Raw genomic sequence first — 21,380 nt, forward strand, 5'->3', positions numbered from 1 at the left:
CCGCGCCACCCCGCGACGGAAGGACACCATGACCGCCTACGTGACCACGAACCCCGCCACCGGGAAGACCGAGAGGACGTTCCCCGAGCTCGACGACGCGGCGGTCTCCGACGTCCTGGGCCGCGTCACCGACGCCTACCCCGGGTGGCGCGCGACCCCGGCCGCCGACCGGGCACAGATCCTGGTCCGGGTGGCCGAGGCCTACGAGGCCCGCAGCGACGAGCTGGCCGCGTTGATCGCGACCGAGATGGGCAAGCCCGTCAAGGAGGCCGCGGGCGAGGTCGCACTGGCCGCGTCGATCTACCGCTGGTACGCCGAGCACGGCCCGGACCTGCTGACCCGGGAGACCCTGGACCCGCAGGGCGCGCAGGAGTCGGTGGTGCAGACCGAACCGATCGGACCGCTGGTCGGGGTCATGCCGTGGAACTTCCCGTACTACCAGGTGGCGCGGTTCGTTGCGCCGAACCTGGTCGTCGGGAACACGATCGTCCTCAAGCACGCCCCGATCTGTGCCGCCTCGGCCGAGGTGATGGACGAGATCTTCCACACCGCGGGCGTGCCCGACGACGTCTACGTCAACGTCTACGCGACCAACGAGCAGATCGCCGACATGATCGCCGACCCGCGGATCCAGGGGATCTCGCTGACCGGCAGCGAGCGGGCCGGTGCGTCGGTCGCCGAGACGGCGGGGCGCAACCTGAAGAAGGCCGTCCTGGAGCTGGGCGGGTCGGACGCGTTCATCGTCCTCGACGACGCCGACGTCGCCCGCACCGCGAAGGTCGCCGCCCGGGCCCGCCTGATGAACGGCGGCCAGGCCTGCAACTCCCCGAAGCGGATGATCGTGCCGACCGACAAGGTCGAGGAGTTCGTGTCGGTGCTGGTCTCGACGTTCGAGGCCACCGAGCACGGCGACCCGACCGACTCCGGCACCCGGCTCGGCCCGCTGTCCTCGGTCGCGGCGCGCGACGGCGTCGCCGAGCAGGTGCGTCGCGCCGTCGAGCAGGGCGCCACCCTGCACACCGGCGGCGAGGTGCCCGACGGCGACGGCGCGTTCCTCCGACCGGCCGTGCTGACCGGCGTCACGAAGGACATGGACGCCTACTCCGAGGAGATCTTCGGGCCGGTGGCCGTGGTGTACGGCGTCGACTCGGTCGACGAGGCGGTCACGCTGGCCAACGACGTGAGCTACGGGCTCAGCGGGTCGGTGTGGAGCGGTGACATCGAGCGCGCGCAGGAGATCGCCGACCGGCTCGAGGTGGGCATGGCCTACGTCAACGAGCACGGCACGACGCTGCCCGGGCTGCCCTTCGGCGGGGTGAAGCGCTCCGGCTTCGGTCGCGAGCTGGGCCGCTGGGGCATGGGCGAGTTCGTCAACACCCGGCTGCGTCGCACGGCCGAGCCGAAGGGCTGAGCCGAGGGCCCGGCCACCGCCCGTGGCGGGATCAGCCGCGGCGGGCGGTGACGAGCAGGTCGCCCAGCTCGTCGAGGGCCGCGGCGGCGACCCGGACCATCGAGGCGACGCGGTCGGGGTGCTGGTGGTCGGCGGCGAACGGCAGGTACTGCACGTGCGCCGCCGCCCGCGCCCACGCCGTCTCCACCGCGACCATGGCGGGCGGGTCCGGCGCGCCGAGCGCGCCGGACAGGGTGTCCCGGTAGACCGCGGGCACCGGCGCCGACGGCGCGTCGGCCGGGCCGTCGGACGGGGGCGCGGCCAGCACCACGACGTCGAGCGACCCCACCGCGACGCGGGCGTTGCCCCAGTCCAGCAGCACCGCACCGGCCGGACCGGCGACGACGTTGCCGCGGTGGGCGTCGCCGTGGCACAGGGTGCGGGGCAGGGCGCGCAGCGCGGTGCGGGCGCGGTCGTCCCCGGCCCAGGCCACGACGGACGCGGCCGCGGTGTCGTGCCCGGCCGCCCTCAGCCGGTCCGCGGCGTGCCCGCACAGCCGCGCCCACCAGGCGTCGTCGACGACGGGGACGCCGCGCGGCCGGTTGCGCCGCCAGTGCGCGTGGACCAGCGCGAGGGTGCGCCACACGTCGTCGGGTACCGGGGCCCCGACCCGCAGCAGCGCGCCGGGCTCGTGGTCGAGCAGCACCCAGCCGTCGCCGGAGCCGAGCATCCGGGGCAGCCGGACGGGTCCGTTCACCACCGCGACCGCACGCAGCGCGGCCGTCTCCACCGCACCGGTCCGCTTCAGGACGACCGCGGTGCCGTCGTCGAGGTCGATCCGCTCGGCCCCGCCGGAGGCGTACCCGCCGGTCAGCGGCGTACGTGACCGCACCGCGAGGTCGCGACGGCGGCGACGGGCGAGCGGGCGCAGCCAGGCGTCGTCGGCAGGGGTCACCGGCGCAGCACGAACAGGACCAGCAGCGCCACCGCGACCGCGACCAGCAGCGACAGCACCGACCACGGCAGCGGGCGTCGCTGGTAGGTACGCCCGGCGTCGAGGGCGATCCGCCCGGCCCCGGCGAACACCAGCGCCGCGGCCCCGGCACCGAGCAGCAGGTCCAGCTCCAGGGAGTTCACGCCGTCCGAGGCGAACAGCGGCACCGACAGGGCCGGCACCAGCGCCACCACCACGGCGACGCCCTTCGTCGCGAGCAGGCCCGCCGCGGCGAAGGGCGTCAGCAGCCCCAGCACGAGCAGCACGCCGAGGACCAGCTGGCCGACCGCGAGCACCCAGGCCAGCGGGCCGGCGAAGGACGTGAACCCGGCGTCGGCGAGCGCGGTCGCGCTGGCGTCGAGGCCGATCCCGCCCGCGACGCCGAACAGCGTGCGGGCGCCCGCCGCGGCGAAGGACGCCCCGACGACCAGCCGTAGCACGAGCAGCCCGATGTCGGAGGAGAGGTGGGCGGGGACCGGCATGCGCTCCGGGCGGGTCCTCTCCGCCGGTTCGTCGCCGGAGATGTTGCCCCAGTCGTACTGCTGCGTGGGCCCGCTCATGGTCGGCGACAGTACCGGCGCGCGCCTAGTAGGCGCCGGTCACGAGGTTCGGCGGCGCGTCACCGGCGGCGAACGCCGCGAGCTGCTCGGCCGCGACGCCGTAGGCGCGACGCATCGCCAGCGGCACGCTGCCGCCGACGTGCGGGGTGAGCAGCAGCCCGGGCGCCGACCACAGGGGGTGGCCCGCGGGGAGCGGCTCGGGGTCGGTGACGTCGACGGCGGCCCGGATCCGTCCCGAGGTCAGCTCCGCGACCAGCGCGTCGGTGTCCACGACCGGCCCGCGGGCGCCGTTGACGAGCAGCGATCCGTCGGGCATGGCGGCCAGGAAGCCGGCGTCGACCATGCCGCGGGTCTCGTCGGTGAGCGGCACGATCAGCACGGTCGCGTCGTGGTGCGGCAGCAGCGCGGGCAGCTCGTCCCAGCCGTGGACGTCGTCGCGGGCGGTGCGCCCGACCAGCGTGGTCTCCACCTCGAAGGGCTCCAGACGGGCCCGGGTCCTCTGCCCGACATCGCCCGCGCCGACGATGAGGATCTTCTTGCCGGCCAGCTCCTCGGTCTGGTGGTAGTCCCACTCGCCGCGGTCCTGGGCACGCACGAAGCGGTCCAGGTGCCGGTAGACGGCCAACAGCACCGACACCACCCACTCGGCGGTGGCGCCGCCGTGCGCGCCGCGTCCGTCGGAGAGGCCGACGCCCTCCGGCAGCCGCCCGATCCACGTCTCGGCGCCCGCGGTGAGCAGTTGCACCAGCTCCAGGTTCGGGACCTGCTCGACGATCCCGACGGCGTCGGAGCCCGCCAGGAACGGCGCGACCAGCACGCGGGCGTGGGCGGCCTCGTCGGGCAGCGGCTTCTCCGGGTCGTAGACAACCGGGTCCAGTCCGTCCACACCGGACAGGATCTCGGCGCCGACGGTGTGCGGCACCAGGACGGTCACGGGGCTGCTCATGACGCCCGACCGTACTCACCGGGCACTCACCTCGCGGGGCCTAGCCTGGTTCCTCGTGACCGCCCGGCTGCTGCTGATCGTCGCGACGCTCGTCGTGCTGCTGGGCGGCTGCGCCACCTTCCCCGACGCGGGCTCCCGCGACTGGCGCCCGCAGGCCGAGGGAGAGGGCGAGCTCGGCGGGCCGCCGCAGATGGCGCCGGAGGAGCGGACACCGCCGCCGAGCGGGGCGCCGTCGCCGCAGCAGCAGGGGTCCGCGCCGGCGCCGCAGCCGTGCGTCGACCCGGACCCGCAGGTCGTCGCGTCATGTCTGGGCCCGGTCGGGGCGGTGGCGGTGCTCCCGCAGGGCGACCGCGCACTCGTCGCCGAGCGGCGGACCGGGCGGGTCCTCGAGGTCCGCCGCAACGCCACCCCGCAGCCGGTCGCGACCGTGCCGGTCGACCCGGCCGGCGGGCTGACCGGGCTGGTCCTGTCCCCCGGCTACGCCGAGGACCGCCTGCTCTACGCCCTCTCCGAGGGACGGGTCTGGCGGATCGCATCCGGTGAGGCGCCGAAGCCGGTGCTGGAGGGGTTGCCGCCGGGCGGGGCGCTGGCCGTCGACGCCGACGGCTCCTCGCTGCTCGTCGCCACGCCCGCCGGGGCGGGACCGCTCGCCGGGGCGGTGCTGCGAATCGACACCCTGGGCCGTCCGGCCCCGGGCAACCCCGACCGTGCCTCGCCGGTCCTGGCCCGCGGACTCACCGCGCCGGGCGGGGTGTGCGTCGACCCCGCGGCGCGGACCACCTGGGTCACCGACCGCACCCCGGGCCGCGACGTCCTGCACCGCGTCACGCCGGGCACGCTCGGCGCGCCCGCCTGGACCTGGCCGGACCGCCCGGGCGTCGCCGGGTGCACGGTGCTGCCGGGCGCGGTCGTCGTCGCGCAGAGCACCGGCACAGCGCTGTTCGTGCTCAACCCGGGCGCCGAGGGCACCTTCACCGGCGACCCGAAGCCGGTCCTGGAGGGCACCTACGGCCGGATCGGCCCGGTCACCCTCGCCCCGGACGGCCTGCTGTGGCTGGGGACGGTCAACCGCGACGGCGGCGCCCCCGGCGCCACCGACGACCGGGTCGTACGCATCCAGCCGCCGACCGGCGGCGGCGCCAGCGCCATCTGACGCCGCCCGGTACCGATCCTGCATCCACCTGTCGCCCACTGTTGCGCGGTCTAATATATCACTGTTAGAACCGGCGCCGCACCGCGTGCCGGGCCGTCCCGGCACGCGCCCGGACGGCGAAGGGGCCACATGATCGAGAAGCCGCGCAGGAGCCGTCGCCGGATCCGCGACACCGCGGTCGAGGACGAGGCCACCGTCCGCCGGGCCGCCACCGCGGCGTCGGTGGGCAACGTCGCCGAGTGGTACGACTTCGGGATCTACTCCTACCTGGCCGCGGTGGTGCTGAACCGGGTGTTCTTCCCGGACGCGGGCCGGTGGTCGCTGGTGCTGACCCTCGCCGCGTTCGCGGCGGCGTTCGTCGCCCGCCCGTTCGGCGGGTTCGTGTTCGGCCACCTCGGCGACCGGGTGGGCAGGCCGCGGGTGCTGGCCGCCACGGTGCTGCTGATGACCGTCGCGACGGTACTGCTCGGGCTCGTCCCGTCGCACGGCACGATCGGCGTCGCGGCGCCGGTCCTGGTCGTGCTCATCCGGATGCTGCAGGGCTTCTCCGCGGGCGGCGAGTACACCGGCGCGCTCACGTTGGTCGCCGAGTACGCCCCCGACCGGCGGCGCGGCTTCTTCGGCAGCTGGCTGGAGTTCGGCACGATCGTCGGCTACTCCCTCGGTGCCGGCGTCACCGCGGCGCTGGTGACCCTGATGCCCGACGACGACCTGCTCGCCTGGGGCTGGCGGATCCCGTTCCTGCTGGCGCTCCCGCTCGGCATCGCCGGCGTCTACCTGCGGCTGCGGCTGGAGGACACGCCGGCGTTCCGCCAGCTCATGGAGCGCTCCCCCGCGCTGGCCACGATGACCCACGGCCGCGCGTTCGGGATCCTGGTGAAGCGCTACCGCTCCGCGGCGCTGGTCACCGCCGGTCTGGTGATCGCCTGGAACGTCACCAACTACGTGCTGACCGCGTACGTGCCGACCTACCTCACCGGCACCCTGCCCCGCTCCGGCGCGGCCGGTACCAGCCGGGAGGTCGCGACCCTGCTGCAGGTCGGGGTCACCGTGCTCGCGCTGGCCGCGGTGGTCGTCGTCGGGCGCTGGAGCGACCGGATCGGACGGCGCCCGCTGCTGGCGGCCGGGAGCATCGGGCTGGTCGTGCTCGGCCTGCCGATCGTGTGGCTGCTGCAGCTCGGGCTCGCCGGGCAGGCCACCGGCCTGGTACTGCTGGCCGCGGTCCTGGTCTGCTTCGCGGGCGTCTGCCCGTCGACGCTGCCCGCCCAGTTCCCCACCCTGGTCCGCTACGCCGGCCTCGGGCTGACGTTCAACCTGGCGGTGTCGCTGTTCGCCGGGACGGCGCCCGCGGTGATCGAGGCCGCGGTGACCGCCACCGGGAACCTGGACTGGCCGGGCTACTACCTGATCGGCGCCGGGCTGGTCGGGCTGGTCAGCGTGTGGTTCCTCGTCGAGCCCGCCGGGAGGCCGCTGCCGGGCGCCGCGCCGCTGGAGTTCGCCGGGGACGTGCCCGAGGCGCCGGGCGGGGACCCGGGCGCCGCCGGCCCCGACGCGACGGCGACCCGCGCCTCCGGTTGAGCGGCCCGGCCGCCCGGCCGAGCAGCGTGACGGTGGCCGCGGAGCAGCCGCACGCGGCGAGCAGGCCCGCCGTGCCGACCGCGGTGAGGAACCGACGGCGGGTGGCGTTCTCGACGCACGGGCCCCGGGCGGACGGTGTCCGGCCGGGGCCCGTGCGTGTGGCGCAGGAGGGGTCAGGCCCCGACCCGCTCGACGATCAGCTCCCGGACCCGCTTGGCGTCGGCCTGGCCCTTCGTCGCCTTCATGACCGCACCGACGATCGCCCCGGCGGCCTGGACCTTGCCGCCGCGGATCTTCTCCGCGACGTCGGGCTGCTCGGCCAGCGCCGCGTCGACGGCGGCGATCAGCGCGCCCTCGTCGGAGACGACCTTCAGCCCGCGGGCCGCGACGACCTCGTCCGGGCCGCCCTCACCGTCGAGCACGCCGTCGACGACCTGGCGGGCGAGCTTGTTCGTCAGCTCCCCCGTGGCGACCAGCTCGACCACCCGGGCGACCTGCTCCGGCGTGATCGCGAGGTCGACGAGCTCGACGGAACGGGTGTTGGCCTGCTGGGCGAGGTAGGACACCCACCACGAGCGGGCCTCCTGCGACGGCGCACCCGCCGCCACGGTGGCCTCGACCAGCTCCAGCGCCCCGCCGTTGACCAGGTCGCGGATCTCCTCGTCGGAGATCCCCCACTCGGTCTGGATGCGCTTGCGGCGCTCCCACGGCAGCTCGGGCAGGGTGCCGCGCAGCTCCTCGACCCACTCGGCCGAGGGCGCGATCGGGACCAGGTCGGGCTCCGGGAAGTACCGGTAGTCCTCCGAGGTCTCCTTGCGCCGCCCGGCGCGGGTGTGGCCGGTGGACTCGTCGAAGTGCCGGGTCTCCTGCACGATCTCGCCGCCCGCGTCCAGCACGCCGGCCTGGCGGCCCATCTCGTGCCGGACCGCGCGCTCGACCGACCGCAGCGAGTTGACGTTCTTCGTCTCGGTGCGGGTGCCCAGCGCGCCGCCCTTCGGCGAGAGCGACAGGTTCACGTCGGCACGCATCGAGCCCTGGTCCATCCGGACGTCGGAGACGCCCAGGGACTGGATCAGGTCGCGCAGCGCGGTGACGTAGGCGCGGGCCACCTCCGGGGCGCGTGCCCCGGTGTCCGGGATCATCTTCGTGACGATCTCGATCAGCGGGACGCCCGCCCGGTTGTAGTCCAGCAGCGAGTGGTCCGCGCCGTGGATGCGACCGTCGGAGCCGCCCACGTGCAGCGACTTGCCGGTGTCCTCCTCCATGTGCGCGCGCTCGATGCCGATCCGGACGACCTCGCCGTCGTCCAGGGTCAGGTCCAGGAACCCGTCGACGGCGATCGGCTCGTCGTACTGGGAGGTCTGGAAGTTCTTCGGCATGTCCGGGTAGAAGTAGTTCTTCCGGGCGAACCGGCCCCACGGCGCGATCGAGCAGTTCAGCGCCAGGCCGATCCGGATCGCCGACTCCACCGCGGCCCGGTTGACCACCGGCAGCGCGCCGGGCAGGCCCAGGCAGACCGGGCAGACCTGGGTGTTCGGCTCGGCGCCGAACTCCGTCGGGCAGCCGCAGAACATCTTGGTGTTCGTCGACAGCTCGACGTGCACCTCGATGCCCAGCACCGGGTCGTAACGGGCGACGACGTCGTCGAAGTCGACCAGCTCCACGGACGTGGTCATGCCCTCACCCCAGCAACCTCCGGGACACGGGCGATCAGCGGACCGCCCTCGTCGGCGTCGCGGGCGGCCTCGAACGCCGCCCCGACGCGGTACATGACGGCCTCGCCGAGCGCGGGCGCCATGATCTGCAGACCGGTCGGCAGCCCCTCGGAGATCCCGTTGGGCACCGACATGCCGGCGACCCCGGCCAGGTTGGTCGGGATGGTGGCCAGGTCGTTCAGGTACATGGCCAGCGGGTCGTCGACCTTGTCCCCGATCGGGAACGGCACGGTCGGCGCGGTCGGCGACACGAGCACGTCGGCCTGGGCGAACGCCGCGTCGAAGTCCCGGCTGATCAGCGTGCGGACCTTCTGCGCCTGCCCGTAGTAGGCGTCGTAGTAGCCGCTGGACAGCGCGTAGGTGCCGAGCATGATCCGCCGCTTGACCTCGGGCCCGAAGCCCTGCTCGCGGGTGTTGGCCATGACCTCCTCCGCGGAGCGGCCCTGCGCCGCGCGCAGGCCGTAGCGCATGGCGTCGAACCGGGCGAGGTTCGACGACACCTCGCTCGGCAGGATCAGGTAGTACGCGGCCATGCCGTACTCGAAGTGCGGGCACCCGACCTCGACGATCTCGGCGCCCAGCTTCTCCAGGCTGCGCAGCGACGCGTCGAACGCCGACCGGACGCCGGGCTGGTAGCCCTCGCCCCCCAGCTCACGCACGACGCCGACCTTCAGCCCGGACAGGTCCCCGGTCGCGCCCTGGCGCGCCGCCTCGACGACGGCCGGGACCGGCCGGTCGATCGAGGTCGAGTCGCGCGGGTCGTGGCCGCCGATGACCTCGTGCAGCAGCGCCGCGTCCAGCACGGTGCGCGCGCACGGCCCGCCCTGGTCCAGCGACGACGCGCAGGCGACCAGCCCATAGCGGGAGACCTGGCCGTAGGTGGGCTTGACGCCGACGGTGCCGGTGAACGCGGCGGGCTGGCGGATCGAGCCACCGGTGTCGGTGCCGATCGCCAGCGGCGCCTCGAACGCGGCCAGCGCCGCCGCCGAGCCGCCGCCGGAGCCGCCCGGCACCCGGGAGGTGTCCCACGGGTTGCGGGTGACGCCGTACGCGGAGTGCTCGGTGGACGAGCCCATCGCGAACTCGTCCATGTTGGTCTTGCCCAGGATCGTGATCCCGGCGGCGCGCAGGCGCGCGGTGACCGTCGCGTCGTAGGGCGGCTGCCAGCCCTCGAGGATCCGCGAGCCGCAGGTGGTGGGCATGTCGGAGGTGGTGAACACGTCCTTGAGCGCCAGCGGCACCCCGGCCAGCGGGGACTCCGGCGCCTCGCCCGCGGCGATCCGCTCGTCGACCAGCGCGGCGCCGGCCAGCGCGGACTCGGCTCCGACGTGCAGGAACGCGTGCACCTCACCGTCGACGGCGGCGATCCGGTCGAGGTGGGCCTGCGCGGCCTCCACGGCGGAGACCTCACGGGAGTGGATCTTCTCGGCGAGCTCGGCGGCGGTCAGCCGGATCAGGTCGCTCACTGCTCCTCCCCCAGGATCCGCGGGACGCGGAAGCGCCCGTCCTCGGCGGCCGGGGCGCCGGCGAGCGCCTGCTCCTGGCTCAGGCCGGGGCGGCGCTCGTCCGGGCGGAAGACGTTCTCCAGCGGGACGGCGTGCGAGGTCGGCGGGATGTCGTCGGCGGCGACCTCCCCGACCCGGGCCACCGACCCGATGATGACGTCGAGCTGGGACGCGAAGGTGTCCAGCTCGGAGTCGGTGACGGCCAGGCGGGCCAGCCGGGCGAGGTGTGCGACCTCGTCCCGGGTGATGACCCCGCCCGTCCGCTCCGCGGAATCGGCGGTCATGCCCCTCCTCGAGATGGTGTCCGATGATGACGACGGCGGGTGGACGGTCGTGGCGGTGCCGTGGCAGCGGCGACGACGGTGCGACCGCCGGTCCGGCTGCCGACACGACCCGGTCGCTCCCGCGCGCGCCGGTCTACCCGCCGAGTCTATTCCCGCCGGTCCACCGGCCGATCGCCCCCCGGTGACCGGGCGCGCACACCCCGCTGCGGGTGGCGGGTGACCGAGGGACCCGTGGGTGGCAGGATCATCGTTCCCGCCCGGAACCGCTCCCCGCCGCTCCGGTGGGGTGCATGCGCGTGCCGACGAGGCGCCCGCTGTCGAGGGAGAGGATCCACTCCGTGTCGTTCCTGCTCCGGGTCGTCCTCCCGGACAAGCCCGGCAATCTCGGCGCCGTCGCGTCCGCACTCGGCGGGGCCGGGGCGGACATCCTGAGCGTGGACGTCGTGGAGCGTGGCGACGGCCAGGCGGTCGACGACATCGCCGTCGAGCTGCCGACCAACCGGCCGCCGGACGTGCTCATCACCGCTGCCGAGTCGGTGCCCGGGGTGTCGGTGGAGTCGGTGCGCCCGCACACCGGGCAGCTGGACACCCACCGCGAGCTGGAGCTGCTCGACGAGATCGCCGGCGACCACGCGCACGGGCTCGACCTGCTCGCCGCCGAGGTGCCGAGGCTGTTCCGCGCAGGGTGGGCGCTCGTCGCGGTCAGCGAGCACGGCCGCTCCTACCGGATCGCGGAGAGCTCCGCGGCGCCCGAGACCCGGTCCGGGGACCTGCCCTGGCTGCCGCTGGACCGGGCGATCGCCCTCGACGAGAGCCACTGGGTGCCCGAGCCCTGGCGGGCGATGGACACCGAGCTGGCCGCCGCGCCGTTCGGGACCGGGGCGCCACCGAAGACCCTGGTGGTCGGGCGGCCGGGTGGGCCGGTGTTCCGGCCGTCGGAGCTGGCGCGGCTGGCGCACCTGGCCGGGATCGTCGCGACGGTCCTGAAGGCCTGACCCGCCGCGCCACCGCCCCCCTCCCCCAGGCCCGGGGCTGCCCCCAGGGGAACGTTCGTAGCGCTCTAAGCCACGAGAGTTCCCCTGGGGGCAGCGCCGGGAGTGGACGAGCGGCCGGGGCGACGGCCCGGCGGGTCAGACCCGGATCGACAGGGCGGTGCGGACGAGGTCGTCGTTGCCGGTCGCGAGCCAGCCGTCGGGGCGGACCAGGACGTCCTCGAAGCCGATCCGGGTGTCGATGTTGACCCGGGTCGCGTACTCCAGCACCGGCCAGGCGCCCTCCTCCTCGCCGTGCAGCAGCACGGGGACGGGGGGCTGACCAAGGGCGCGCAGGATCCGGATGCCCTCGGCGACGGCGGTCTCGGGGTCGATCACCGTCGACTCCGCGATCACCCGCCGGGTCCCCGGGGGCAGCCCGTTCTGGCGGAGGGTGACGGCGTCGCCGCTGGTCCAGACGCCGAGCTCGACGGCGATGCCGACCGACCACGCGGCGTGGCAGACCTCGGTCCAGCCGAGCTCGTGCACGTTGACGCCGCACACGTCGGGCTTGCCGGAGCCGAGCCGGCCCCAGGACAGGACGGTCTCGACACGGTCCTTCGGGTCGGGCTGGATCCAGCGCCCGGTCGGGACCCCGATCTCGATGCCCGGGGCCTCCTGGCGGATCAGCGAGACGACGTCGCCGACCACGGCGGGCTCGATCGACTCGGCACCGCTGTCGTCGCGCGGGTGCACGTGCACCGAGGTGACGCCGAGCCGGGCGACGGCCCGGGCGTCGCGGGCGAGGTGGCGGGCCAGGGTCGGCAGCGCCGGGTGCGCGTCCGCCGGTCGTGAGCCGTTGAGCGCCGCCTGCAACACCGTGTGTTCCCCGATCCGAGTGGTCGTGCTCCCGCGGGAGGACCCCGCCGTGCAACCGAGAGTAGGCGGTGATCGACCCGCGCCCGCGGCCGGGCGCGGGCGCGCCCGGGGGACGTCGACGTCCGGCCACCGGGCCGCGCCGGACGACGAACACGCCCGGTCAACGGTCGCTCACCGTCGGCGTGGCGCACGTCGTGTCGCCGGACGGCGTGGACCGGACGGCGGCGGCCCTGCGGTCAGGCGTCGGCGGCCTGCTCGCGCGCCGCATCGGGACCGCGGTCGAGCAGGACCGAGAACCCGGCCTCGTCCAGCACCGGCACCCCGAGCTCGACGGCCTTGTCGTACTTCGAGCCGGGCGCCTCCCCCGCGACGACGAACGCCGTCTTCTTCGACACCGACCCGGCCGCGCGCCCGCCGCGGGCCATGATCGCCTCCTTGGCCTCGTCGCGGGACCAGTTCTCCATCGAGCCGGTGATCACGATCGAGAGGCCCTCCAGGAAGCGGGGCACCGAGTCGTCGACCTCGTCCTCCATCGCGACGCCCGCCGCCCGCCACTTCTGCACGACCTCGCGGTGCCAGTCGACGGAGAACCAGTCCCGCACCGCCGCCGCGATGGTCGGGCCCACGCCGTCGACCCCGGCGATCGGGGCGAGTGCCTCGGCCACCGCCTTCGCCCGGGCGCGCGCGGCCGCCCGCTCCTGCTTCGCGGCCTCGGCGGCCGCGGCGTTCTCGTCGGCGTTCTCGTCGGCGTTCTCCGCGCCGTCCACACCCGTGGCGCCGTCCACGGCCTGTGGGGAGTCCGCCGCCCCGGCGGCGGTCGCAGCCTCCGCCTCCGCGGTCTCGACGTCGCCGGCCGCCTCGGCGGCGGCGCCCTCGACCGTCGGCGCCGCGGCCTCGGCCGCGGCGTCGTCCTCCCCCGCCGTCCCGTCGGAGACGATCGCGACCCCGGCCGCCTCGGTGTCCGCCCTCGCCTGCGCCGCGGCGCGTTCCAGGGCCTCCATCGACCCGAACTCGCGGCCCAGCGCCTGTGCGGCGGTCGGCCCGACGTGGCGGATCGACAGTCCCACCAGCACCCGCCACAGCGGCCGGTCCTTCGCCGCCTCCAGGTTCGTGAGCAGCTTGCGGCCGTTGACCGTCAGCTCGCCCTTCTGGTTGCGGAACAGCTCGGTCCGCAGCAGGTCGTCCTCGGTCAGGGCGAACACGTCACCCTCGTCGGTCAGCACGCCCGAGGTCAGGAGCGCCACCGCGGCCTCGTAGCCGAGCCCCTCGATGTCGAACGCGCCGCGGCCCGCGACGTGGAACAACCGCTCCCGCAGCTGAGCCGGGCAGGAGCGGGCGTTCGGACAGCGCCGGTCGACGTCGCCCGCCTTCTGCTGCACGAGCGCGGTGCCGCACTCGGGACAGTGCGTCGGCATCACGAACTCGCGCTCGGAACCGTCGCGCACGTCGGTGACCGGACCCAGCACCTCGGGGATCACGTCGCCCGCCTTGCGGATGACCACCCGGTCGCCGATCAGCACACCCTTGCGGCGCACCTCGTCGGCGTTGTGCAGGGTCGCCATCTCGACCGTGGACCCGGCGACCTTCACCGGCTCCATCACCGCGAACGGGGTGACCCGGCCGGTGCGCCCGACGTTGACCCGGATGTCGAGCAGCCGCGTGGTGGCCTGCTCCGGCGGGTACTTGTAGGCGATCGCCCAGCGCGGGAACCGGGAGGTCGCACCGAGTCTGCGCTGCAGCGCCACCTCGTCGACCTTCACGACGACGCCGTCGATCTCGTGCTCGACGTCGTGCCGGTGCTCGCCCCAGTGCTCGACGTACTCGATCACCTTCTCGATGCCCTGCAGCACGGTCGTGCGCGGGGAGATCGGCAGGCCCCAGGCGACCAGCGCGTCGTAGGCGTGGGACTGGGTGTCGGGGGTGAACCCCTCCCGCTTGCCCAGGCCGTGGCAGATCAGCCGCAGGTTGCGCGAGCCGGTGACCCGCGGGTCCTTCTGCCGCAGTGAGCCGGCCGCGGTGTTGCGGGGGTTCGCGAACGGTTCCTTGCCCGCCTCGACCAGCGAGGCGTTGAGCCGCTCGAAGTCCTCCAGCCGGAAGTAGACCTCGCCCCGGACCTCGACGAGCCCCGGCACCGGGAACTCGTCGGTACCGGTGAGCTGCTCGGGCACCTCGGCGAGGGTGCGCATGTTGAGCGTGATGTCCTCGCCGGTGCGCCCGTCACCGCGGGTCAGCGCGCGGGTGAGCCGCCCGTCGGTGTAGAGCAGGTTCACCGCCAGTCCGTCGATCTTGAGCTCGCACAGGTAGTGCAGGTCCTCGCCGACCTCCTTCGTCACCCGCTCCTGCCAGGTGCGCAGGTCCTCGGGCGAGAAGGCGTTGTCCAGCGACAGCATCCGCTCGAGATGGTCGTGGGCGGTGAAGTCGGTGGAGAACGTGCCGCCGACGCGCTGGCTCGGCGAGTCCGGCGTGACCAGCTCGGGGTGCGCCTCCTCCAGCGCGAGCAGCTCGTGCCACAGCTCGTCGAACTGGCCGTCGGAGACGACCGGCGCGTCCAGCACGTAGTACCGGAACTGGTGGTCGGCCACCTCGGCCGCCAGCTGCGCGTGGCGCTCGCGGGCCTGCGGGGCGTCGGACTGGGAGCTCACGACGCGCAGGTTAGCGGCGACCCCCGACAGCCACCCGGCGCCGAGGGTTCCCGGACGGGTGGCGGGCCGGGTCCGGTACCGCGGCCGCCGCCCGGCGGGGTGGCCGCGGCACCCCTACCGTGGCGGGGTGGACCAGGCCGCCGTGGAACTCGCGCACCGGATGTTCGACCTGGCCCGTGAGGGTGCGGCGGAGCAGCTGGCCGCCTACCTCGACGCGGGCGTCCCGGTCGGCCTGACCGACCCCAAGGGCGACACCCTGCTGATCCTCGCCGCCTACTACGGCCACGACGCCGTCGTCGCCGACCTGCTGGCCCGCGGCGCGGCGCCGGACCACACCAACGACCGCGGCCAGACCGCGCTCGCCGCCGCGCTGTTCGCCCGGTCGGCGCCGTCGGTGACCGCGCTGCTCGCCGCGGGGGCCGACCCGCACCACGGCAGCCCGTCGGCGTGGGCGACCGTCGAGCACTTCGACCTGCCCGACATGCGGGCGCTGCTGGAAGCGGGGGCCTGAGCCGTGCTGCGGCTGGGGTTCCCGGTCGTCGGCGTCGCCGACCTCGACCGGGCCGCCGCGTTCTGGGCCGCCGCGCTGCACCTGCAGGTCTCCGAGGAGTGGGCGAGCCCGTCCTGGCGCACCCTGACCGGCCCCGGCGGCGACCGGGTACTCGGCCTGATGCGCAGTGCCTCCCCACCCGAGCCCAGGCCCCGCCTGCACCTGGACCTCCTGGTCGACACCACCGACGAGCAGGAGGCCGAGGTCGCGCGGCTCGGATCGCTGGGGGCGACCCTGCCCGACTGGGACGGCTACCCCGCCGAGCCCGACTTCGTCGTCCTGGCCGACCCCGACGGCAACGTGTTCTGCGTGGTCGACCTGAGCCGGGCGCCGTCGTCGGGGGCTGTCGGTGGCGGCGCCTAGAATGCGGGTGTGAGCACCACCGAGAGCGAAGCCCGGCAGCCCGGATCCGCCACCGACGCACGCGTCGTCGGCGAGACCGCCCGCCGGCGCACGTTCGCGGTGATCTCCCACCCCGACGCGGGCAAGTCGACCCTGACCGAGGCGCTGGCGCTGCACGCCGAGGTCATCGACTCCGCCGGTGCGGTGCACGGCAAGTCCGGCCGGAAGGGCGTCACCTCGGACTGGATGGAGATGGAGCGCGCCCGCGGCATCTCGGTGTCCTCGGCGGTGCTGCAGTTCGCCTACCGCGACTGCGTGATCAACCTGCTCGACACCCCCGGCCACGGCGACTTCTCCGAGGACACCTACCGGGTGCTCGCCGCCGTCGACGCCGCGGTGATGCTGCTCGACGCCGCGAAGGGCCTCGAGCCGCAGACCCTCAAGCTCTTCGACGTCTGCCGCTCGCGCGGCGTCCCGATCGTCACCTTCGTCAACAAGTGGGACCGGCCCGGCCGCGAGGCCCTGGAGCTGCTCGACGAGGTCGAGCAGACCATCGGCCTGCGCCCGATGCCGCTGACCTGGCCGCTGGGCATCGCCGGACAGTTCAAGGGCCTCATCGAGCGCACCACCGGCGAGTACACCGCGTTCACCCGGGCCGCCGGCGGCGCCACCAAGGCCACCGCGCAGGTCGTCGACGCCGAGACCATCGCCGCGCAGGAGCCGGAGTACTGGCAGAACGCGCAGGACGAGCTGGGCCTGCTCGACGAGATCGGCGCCGGGTTCGACGAGGAGGGCTTCCGCTCCGGCAAGGCGACCCCGGTGCTGTTCGGGTCGGCGCTGTCGAACATCGGCGTCGCCCGGCTGCTCGACTCCCTGGTCGACCTGGCCCCGCCGCCCGCCCCCCGCCCGGACGTGAAGGGCGACGACCGCCCGCTCGAGGCGCCCACCTCCGGACTGATCTTCAAGGTCCAGGCCGGCATGGACAAGGCGCACCGCGACCGGATGGCGTTCCTGCGGATCTGCTCGGGCCGGTTCGAGCGCGGCATGGTGCTCACCCACGCCGCGACCGGCAAGCCGTTCGCCACCAAGTACGCCCAGTCGGTGTTCGGCGCCGAGCGCAAGACCGTCGAGGAGGCGTTCCCCGGCGACATCGTCGGCCTGGTCAACGCCTCCGCGCTGCGCCCCGGCGACACCCTCTACGCCGCCGACCCGGTCGAGTTCCCGTCGATCCCGGCGTTCGCCCCCGAGCACTTCGCGGTGATCCGCGCGAAGGACGCGGGCAAGTACAAGCAGTTCCGCAAGGGTATCGAGCAGCTCGGCAACGAGGCGGTCATCCAGATCCTGCGCTCGGACCTGCGCGGCGACCAGGCGCCGGTGCTCGCCGCGGTCGGGCCGCTGCAGTTCGACGTCGTCACCACACGGCTGGAGACCGAGTTCAACGCCCCGGTCACCCTGGACCGGCTGCCGTACCAGATCGCGCGCCTGGTCGACGCCGAGGCGGTCGAGAAGCTGGCCGGGCAGTCCGAGTGCGAGGTCCTGCGCCGCGACGCCGACGGCGAGCACCTCGCGCTGTTCACCAACAAGTGGCGGATGGACATCATCCAGCGCAAGTTCCCGGACATGCGGTTCGAGGCCATGCCCGCCGGATCGTCGATCTCCTGATCCGCTGAGCACCATCGCCGCGGTCGGCGCCGCGCTGCTGTCGGCGCTGCTCTTCGCGCTCGCCGCCGTCGCCCAGCAGACCTCGGCGGCGGCGGACCCGCACGACCGCGGCACGGCGATGCTCGCCCGGCTGGTCCGCGACCCGCGCTGGCTGGCCGGGTCGCTCGGCGACACCGCCGCGTTCGCGATGCAGGCCGTCGCGCTCGGGTTCGGGTCGCTGCTGCTGGTGCAGCCGCTCATCGTGACCCAGCTGGTGTTCGCGCTGCCGCTGGCCGCGTGGTGGGCCGGGCGGCGCCCGTCGCGCCGCGAGCTGGTCTGGGCCGCGGTCCTGGTGGTGGCGCTGGTGCTGTTCGTGACCGTCGGCGAGCCGACCGCCGGGGTCGACCGGGCGGGCCTCGCGGCCTGGGCGCCGACCGGGTCGGTGCTGCTCGTGCTGTTCGCCGCGTGCCTCGTCGCGGCCCGGAGTGCGACCGGCACCGCCCGGGCGCTGCTGCTCGCCGCGGCGACCGGGATCGCCTACGGCGTCGTCGCCGCACTCACCCTCGGTGTGGTCGACACGCTGTCCGACGGGCTCGTCGCACTGCTGACGTCGTGGGAGAGCTGGGCGCTCGCGGTCGCCGTCGTCGGGGGCACGCTGCTGCAGCAGACCGCGTTCCAGGCCGGCGCGCTCGGGGCCTCGCTGCCGGCGGTGGTCGTCGGGGAACCGGTGGTCGCGGCGGTCGTCGGGGTGACCGTGCTCGACGAGCGGCTGGCCACCGGCGGGGCGGGGTGCCTGCTCGTCGCGGTCCTGGTGGTCGTGCTCGTGGTGGCGACGGTCGCGCTGGCGCGGGCGAGCGTCGAACCCGGCGAGCGGTCAGGGGTCCTCGACACCGGCGAGCAGGCGTCGTAGCAGCCCGTCGAGGAGGGCGCGGTCGTCCGGGCCGAGCGGGCCGAGGATCCGCCGCTCGTTGTCGACGTGGTCGGCGACGGCCCGGTCGACGAGCTCGCGGCCGGGGTCGGTGAGACGGACCAGGATGCTGCGGCGGTTCTCCGGGTCGAGGTTGCGCTCCACCCAGCCCGCGTCGTCGAGCCGGTCGAGCCGGTGGGTCGTCGCGGCCGGGGACAGCATGAGCGCGCGGCTGAGCCGGGTGGGGGTCAGCACGTACGGCGCACCGGCCCGGCGCAGCGCGGCGAGCACGTCGAACTCCCCGGTCCGCAGCCCGTGCGCGGCGAACACCCGCTCGACCCGGGGTGCGACGAGTGCGGCGAACCGGCCGAGCCGGGCGATGGTCGCCATCGCCGCCAGGCCGTCCGGGGAGAGGTCGGGGCGCTCGTGTCGCCACTGGTCGACGAGGTCGTCGACGGCATCGCGTTCGGGCACACCCCGATCGTAGGTCGACGTCGAAAACATTGTGCTCAAATATTTCGACGTCGTACTGTTCGAGCATGACGACACTCACCGTCTCCGCCGCCACGACCGTCGCCGCACCGGCGGCCGACGCCTGGACCGTGCTCGCCGACTACGCCTGCGACCGGCAGTGGCGGGCGGGGGTGCGCTCGATGGTCCCCACCCCACCGGGCCCGGTGGGGCCGGGTTCGACCACCCGGGAGGTGCTGCGGGCCGCAGGCCGGACCACCCGCAACGACGGCGTGGTCACCGACGTGACCCCCGGCCGCAGGTTCGCCTGGCGGACCACGTCCGGCGTCGACGCCGACGGGTCGCGCGAGGTCGAGCCGCTGCCGGACGGCTCGTGCCGGGTCCGGCTGGAGCTGCGCGTCCGGCCGCCGGGTCTGCTGCGGCTCGTCCCCGGCCCGCTGCGGTGGCTGCTCGCCCGCGGGCTGTGCGGCGACCTCGACCGGCTCCGTGCGCTCGTCGAGACCGGCCGCGCGACCCGACCCGCCTGCGAGCGGTCGTGACGCCACCTGGCGAGCCACGAGCACGCGATCGGGGCCCATCGCCGCTACGGCGCCGGCCGGACCGTCGTCAGCTGGCCCGCGGTGGTCGTGCTGCCCGCAGCGCGCGGTTCGAGCAGGTGAGCTGCCCGCCGACGGTGGGGCTGCTGCCGCCGCACACGCCGACCTGCCGCAGGTGCGCCGGCCCGCCCGGCCGGCTCTCGGGACCCTCACCCCGCGGGCGCGGCACCGGCCGCCGCGACGGCCGCGGCGCTCGCGTAGGCCGCGGCGGCCGGGATCTGGTCGGCGCCGAACACGACGTGCCCGACGGCGGCGCGGTCCCCGACGGCCGCAGCGACGGCGGCGACGTCACCGCTGCCGAAGCCGCCGCACAGCTCGACCAGGGTGACCCGCTCGTCGCGGACCAGGCCGGCGGCGACGACGGGCGCGTCCGCGGTCGACGCGACGGCGACGACCATCGAGCGCTGCCCACCGGACTCGAGCACGAGGCGGTCACGGTCGGGGTCGGCGCCGGGGTGCTCGAACAGGTAGGCCCAGCGGGCCGGTTCGGTGGTCATGGGCCCATGCTCGGAGCTGAACCCCGCTCGAGGTCAAGCCCTGTTCGGGCACATCCGGCTCCGCCGAGGACCCCGCGCTCACCCACGGGCCCGGCGGGCGGGCGTCGTAGCGGGGCTACGAGGCGAGGTGGAAGAACTCCAGCGCGTTGCCGTCGGGGTCCTTGAACGACAGGGCCAGGCCGTAGTCGGCCTCGACGATCCCGTCGTGGGCGATCCCGACCGAATCCAGGTGGTCGCGCCACTGCTCGATCTCCGCCCGGTCCGCGACGCCGAACCCGACGTGGTCCATGCCCGGCCGGTCCGGGGCGAACGCGTCACCGGTGTAGACGGAGTCGTGCCGGGTCAGGCCCAGCAACTGGCCCGAGGGCAGCGCGAACACGCGGCGGTGGAACGGCCCGTCGGACAACGTCATCGCCGGCTCCGAGCCGATCAGCTTCGAGTACCAGGGCTCGCTGACCTCCAGGTCGGTGACCGAGAGGGCGAGGTGGTGGATGGCGGGGAACTCGGGCACGGGACGACCTCCGGATCGCATGGCGGGACGTGCATGTCCTGGGTTCCCGTTCCACCCGATGATCAATCGTGCACGACCGTTCTGCGCCACCCGACGCGGCGGGGTACGGCGGGCGGGTACGACAGAGCCGGACGCCACAGGGCGGGGAGGGGGTCAGCCCGCAGCGTCGGCCGGGTCGCCGTGGCGCACGTCCACCGGCCACGCCCCGGCGGGCAGCCGGTGCAGCCGGGCGTAGTGCTCGGCGATGTCGTCCGGGTCGTAGGCGGTTCCCGGCGCGACCGGCCCGCACACGGTCACGGTCGCCGACCGCACCCCCCGCGGCCCGAACTCGGCGTCGAGCAGCTCGGCCAGCGCGCGCAGCCCGGCCTTGCCCAGCGACAGGCTCGTCAGCTGCGGGAGCGGGTGCGGCATGCCGGCCGTCATCAGGTAGCTGCCGCCGTCCCCGTCGGCCATCGCCGGCAGCAGCGCCGCGGCGGTGGTGACCGCGCCGCCGACGTTGACCGCCCAGGTGTCGAGCAGCGTGGCCGCATCGAGCCCGGTGACGGTGTCGGTGCGGATCACCCCGGCGTTGTAGACGACGACCTCGGGCACCCCGAGCCGCTCGACCAGGCCGCCGAGGGCGGCGCGCAGCGCGGCCTCGTCGGCGACGTCGGCGGTGGCGCCGGCCGCCCCGTCGGGCAGGTCGGCGAGCAGACCGTCGACGGTGGACGACGAGCGGGCGAGCACCCCGACCGGGTGCCCGGAGCCGGCGAAGCGGCGGGCGACGGAGCGGCCGATGCCCGGCCCCGCGCCGACGACGAACACGGCGGCCATCAGTCGGGCAGTTCCGAGGCGGACCGCATCCCGGTCACCGCGACCGGGTCCGCACCGCCGCACCGCGCGCCGAGCTCGTCGCAGGCGCGGCGGCGGAGCCGGTCCACCGGTCCCGTCGGGCGGTGCGCGGCGAACCCGTGCCACGGCCGGAACGCGATCGGGTCGTCGGCGGGTACCCGGCGCGACGGCGCATGGGCGTGCTGCGGCAGGAACGTCGGCGTCGCGACGGTGACAGTGGTCGCGGACGCGCCGGAGGCGCCCGGCCCGGGCACGTCGGGCTGCCGCCGTGCGACGGCGTCGGTGCAGGGAATCGGTGGCACACCACCGGTTACCCCGTGATCAGGTCGCCCATCCCCCGGCACCGGCACGGGCGGCCCGTCACGTCGTCGCCGGCCACCGACGATAGCGCGAGGGCGAGCTCGGCGCCGTGCTCGC

The 21,380-nt window shown here is 74.9% G+C and carries 22 protein-coding genes; 9 read left to right on the plus strand and 13 right to left on the minus strand.

Annotated features, from left to right (window positions below):
* Positions 1-28: 28 nt before the first annotated feature.
* A complete protein-coding gene (locus tag MTO91_RS20670; RefSeq protein WP_476652394.1) occupies positions 29-1,411 on the plus strand; it encodes an NAD-dependent succinate-semialdehyde dehydrogenase in 1,383 nt (460 codons plus the stop codon).
* A 31-nt stretch (positions 1,412-1,442) separates the two neighbouring features.
* On the opposite strand, the gene MTO91_RS20675 is transcribed toward MTO91_RS20670, so the two are convergent.
* From MTO91_RS20675 to MTO91_RS20685, 3 genes are read right to left on the minus strand one after another with little or no spacing between them, the layout of a single operon-like run.
* Positions 1,443-2,345 carry a phosphotransferase gene (locus MTO91_RS20675; protein ID WP_476652395.1) on the minus strand — a complete coding sequence of 301 codons (903 nt, stop codon included), beginning with the start codon at positions 2,343-2,345 and terminating at the stop codon, positions 1,443-1,445.
* The gene (locus MTO91_RS20680) at positions 2,342-2,944 is read right to left on the minus strand and encodes a DoxX family membrane protein (RefSeq protein WP_251783973.1); all 603 of its coding nucleotides are present in this window, start codon (positions 2,942-2,944) and stop codon (positions 2,342-2,344) included. Before MTO91_RS20680 ends, MTO91_RS20675 begins: the two co-directional genes overlap by 4 nt.
* A gap of 25 nt (positions 2,945-2,969) precedes the next feature.
* Positions 2,970-3,890: a 2-hydroxyacid dehydrogenase gene (locus MTO91_RS20685; protein ID WP_405415512.1), complete on the minus strand. Its 921-nt coding sequence runs from the start codon at positions 3,888-3,890 to the stop codon at positions 2,970-2,972.
* Positions 3,891-3,945: 55 nt separating this feature from the next.
* Between MTO91_RS20685 and MTO91_RS20690 the strand changes: the two genes are divergently transcribed.
* The gene (locus MTO91_RS20690; protein WP_476652397.1) at positions 3,946-5,043 is read left to right on the plus strand and encodes a PQQ-dependent sugar dehydrogenase; all 1,098 of its coding nucleotides are present in this window, start codon (positions 3,946-3,948) and stop codon (positions 5,041-5,043) included.
* Positions 5,044-5,172: 129 nt separating this feature from the next.
* Complete coding sequence (locus MTO91_RS20695) at positions 5,173-6,621, plus strand: MFS transporter (RefSeq protein ID WP_476652398.1); 1,449 nt, start codon at positions 5,173-5,175, stop codon at positions 6,619-6,621.
* Between the two features lie 173 nt (positions 6,622-6,794).
* Here MTO91_RS20695 and gatB read toward each other — a convergent pair whose 3' ends face one another.
* Genes gatB through gatC form a run of 3 tightly spaced genes read right to left on the minus strand, consistent with a single transcriptional unit; the run spans position 6,795 to position 10,125 of the window.
* Entirely contained in the window at positions 6,795-8,297 is a 1,503-nt protein-coding gene (gene gatB, locus MTO91_RS20700; RefSeq protein WP_062397175.1) for an Asp-tRNA(Asn)/Glu-tRNA(Gln) amidotransferase subunit GatB, read from the minus strand.
* Positions 8,294-9,802 (minus strand): Asp-tRNA(Asn)/Glu-tRNA(Gln) amidotransferase subunit GatA, encoded by a 1,509-nt coding sequence (gene gatA / locus MTO91_RS20705; RefSeq protein ID WP_251783994.1) that lies wholly within the window; start codon positions 9,800-9,802, stop codon positions 8,294-8,296. The genes gatB and gatA overlap by 4 nt, the downstream gene beginning before the upstream one ends.
* Positions 9,799-10,125: an Asp-tRNA(Asn)/Glu-tRNA(Gln) amidotransferase subunit GatC gene (gatC, locus tag MTO91_RS20710; protein ID WP_020622204.1), complete on the minus strand. Its 327-nt coding sequence runs from the start codon at positions 10,123-10,125 to the stop codon at positions 9,799-9,801. The genes gatA and gatC overlap by 4 nt, the downstream gene beginning before the upstream one ends.
* Before the next feature lie 338 nt (positions 10,126-10,463).
* Between gatC and MTO91_RS20715 the strand changes: the two genes are divergently transcribed.
* Positions 10,464-11,120: an ACT domain-containing protein gene (locus MTO91_RS20715; protein ID WP_251783996.1), complete on the plus strand. Its 657-nt coding sequence runs from the start codon at positions 10,464-10,466 to the stop codon at positions 11,118-11,120.
* A gap of 135 nt (positions 11,121-11,255) precedes the next feature.
* Here the strand turns inward: MTO91_RS20715 and MTO91_RS20720 are convergent, their stop codons facing one another.
* Both MTO91_RS20720 and ligA read right to left on the minus strand, forming a co-directional pair.
* Entirely contained in the window at positions 11,256-11,975 is a 720-nt protein-coding gene (locus MTO91_RS20720; RefSeq protein WP_062397181.1) for a 3-keto-5-aminohexanoate cleavage protein, read from the minus strand.
* Positions 11,976-12,211: 236 nt separating this feature from the next.
* Positions 12,212-14,647, minus strand: a complete 2,436-nt coding sequence (gene ligA, locus MTO91_RS20725; RefSeq protein ID WP_476654936.1) for an NAD-dependent DNA ligase LigA — start codon at positions 14,645-14,647, stop codon at positions 12,212-12,214.
* A 97-nt stretch (positions 14,648-14,744) separates the two neighbouring features.
* Between ligA and MTO91_RS20730 the strand changes: the two genes are divergently transcribed.
* From MTO91_RS20730 to MTO91_RS20745, 4 genes are read left to right on the plus strand one after another with little or no spacing between them, the layout of a single operon-like run.
* Positions 14,745-15,128, plus strand: coding sequence for an ankyrin repeat domain-containing protein (locus MTO91_RS20730; RefSeq protein ID WP_226369678.1), 384 nt, complete (start codon positions 14,745-14,747; stop codon positions 15,126-15,128).
* A gap of 3 nt (positions 15,129-15,131) precedes the next feature.
* Positions 15,132-15,530 (plus strand): VOC family protein, encoded by a 399-nt coding sequence (locus MTO91_RS20735; protein ID WP_208819663.1) that lies wholly within the window; start codon positions 15,132-15,134, stop codon positions 15,528-15,530.
* A 9-nt stretch (positions 15,531-15,539) separates the two neighbouring features.
* Positions 15,540-17,171, plus strand: a complete 1,632-nt coding sequence (locus tag MTO91_RS20740) for a peptide chain release factor 3 (RefSeq protein WP_476652400.1) — start codon at positions 15,540-15,542, stop codon at positions 17,169-17,171.
* A 37-nt stretch (positions 17,172-17,208) separates the two neighbouring features.
* Positions 17,209-18,060, plus strand: a complete 852-nt coding sequence (locus tag MTO91_RS20745) for a DMT family transporter (RefSeq protein ID WP_476654937.1) — start codon at positions 17,209-17,211, stop codon at positions 18,058-18,060.
* Here the strand turns inward: MTO91_RS20745 and MTO91_RS20750 are convergent.
* The gene (locus tag MTO91_RS20750) at positions 18,025-18,531 is read right to left on the minus strand and encodes a MarR family winged helix-turn-helix transcriptional regulator (RefSeq protein ID WP_476652402.1); all 507 of its coding nucleotides are present in this window, start codon (positions 18,529-18,531) and stop codon (positions 18,025-18,027) included. The genes MTO91_RS20745 and MTO91_RS20750 overlap by 36 nt on opposite strands.
* 65 nt (positions 18,532-18,596) lie before the next feature.
* On the opposite strand from MTO91_RS20750, the gene MTO91_RS20755 reads away from it, so the two are divergent.
* Positions 18,597-19,067: an SRPBCC family protein gene (locus MTO91_RS20755; protein WP_476652403.1), complete on the plus strand. Its 471-nt coding sequence runs from the start codon at positions 18,597-18,599 to the stop codon at positions 19,065-19,067.
* 206 nt (positions 19,068-19,273) lie between these two features.
* Here the strand turns inward: MTO91_RS20755 and MTO91_RS20760 are convergent, their stop codons facing one another.
* The 4 genes from MTO91_RS20760 to MTO91_RS20775 form a co-directional block, all read right to left on the minus strand.
* On the minus strand, positions 19,274-19,621 hold the full coding sequence (locus MTO91_RS20760; RefSeq protein ID WP_224401622.1) for a DUF6506 family protein: 348 nt from the start codon (positions 19,619-19,621) through the stop codon (positions 19,274-19,276).
* A 115-nt stretch (positions 19,622-19,736) separates the two neighbouring features.
* Entirely contained in the window at positions 19,737-20,132 is a 396-nt protein-coding gene (locus MTO91_RS20765) for a VOC family protein (RefSeq protein WP_476652405.1), read from the minus strand.
* Between the two features lie 153 nt (positions 20,133-20,285).
* Positions 20,286-20,945 carry an SDR family oxidoreductase gene (locus MTO91_RS20770; protein ID WP_208822589.1) on the minus strand — a complete coding sequence of 220 codons (660 nt, stop codon included), beginning with the start codon at positions 20,943-20,945 and terminating at the stop codon, positions 20,286-20,288.
* Positions 20,945-21,265 carry a hypothetical protein gene (locus MTO91_RS20775; RefSeq protein ID WP_476652407.1) on the minus strand — a complete coding sequence of 107 codons (321 nt, stop codon included), beginning with the start codon at positions 21,263-21,265 and terminating at the stop codon, positions 20,945-20,947. The genes MTO91_RS20770 and MTO91_RS20775 overlap by 1 nt, the downstream gene beginning before the upstream one ends.
* Positions 21,266-21,380 lie beyond the last annotated feature (115 nt).

It is taken from the genome of Pseudonocardia sp. 2-7, from assembly GCF_056341085.1.

Coding starts and splice junctions, on each gene's coding strand:
- MTO91_RS20670 (WP_476652394.1), top strand. CDS start 29: ATGACCGCCTACGTGACCACGAACCCCGCCACCGGGAAGACCGAGAGG.
- MTO91_RS20680 (WP_251783973.1), bottom strand. CDS start 2,944: ATGAGCGGGCCCACGCAGCAGTACGACTGGGGCAACATCTCCGGCGAC.
- MTO91_RS20685 (WP_405415512.1), bottom strand. CDS start 3,890: ATGAGCAGCCCCGTGACCGTCCTGGTGCCGCACACCGTCGGCGCCGAG.
- MTO91_RS20695 (WP_476652398.1), top strand. CDS start 5,173: ATGATCGAGAAGCCGCGCAGGAGCCGTCGCCGGATCCGCGACACCGCG.
- gatB (WP_062397175.1), bottom strand. CDS start 8,297: ATGACCACGTCCGTGGAGCTGGTCGACTTCGACGACGTCGTCGCCCGT.
- gatC (WP_020622204.1), bottom strand. CDS start 10,125: ATGACCGCCGATTCCGCGGAGCGGACGGGCGGGGTCATCACCCGGGAC.
- MTO91_RS20755 (WP_476652403.1), top strand. CDS start 18,597: ATGACGACACTCACCGTCTCCGCCGCCACGACCGTCGCCGCACCGGCG.
- MTO91_RS20760 (WP_224401622.1), bottom strand. CDS start 19,621: ATGACCACCGAACCGGCCCGCTGGGCCTACCTGTTCGAGCACCCCGGC.
- MTO91_RS20770 (WP_208822589.1), bottom strand. CDS start 20,945: ATGGCCGCCGTGTTCGTCGTCGGCGCGGGGCCGGGCATCGGCCGCTCC.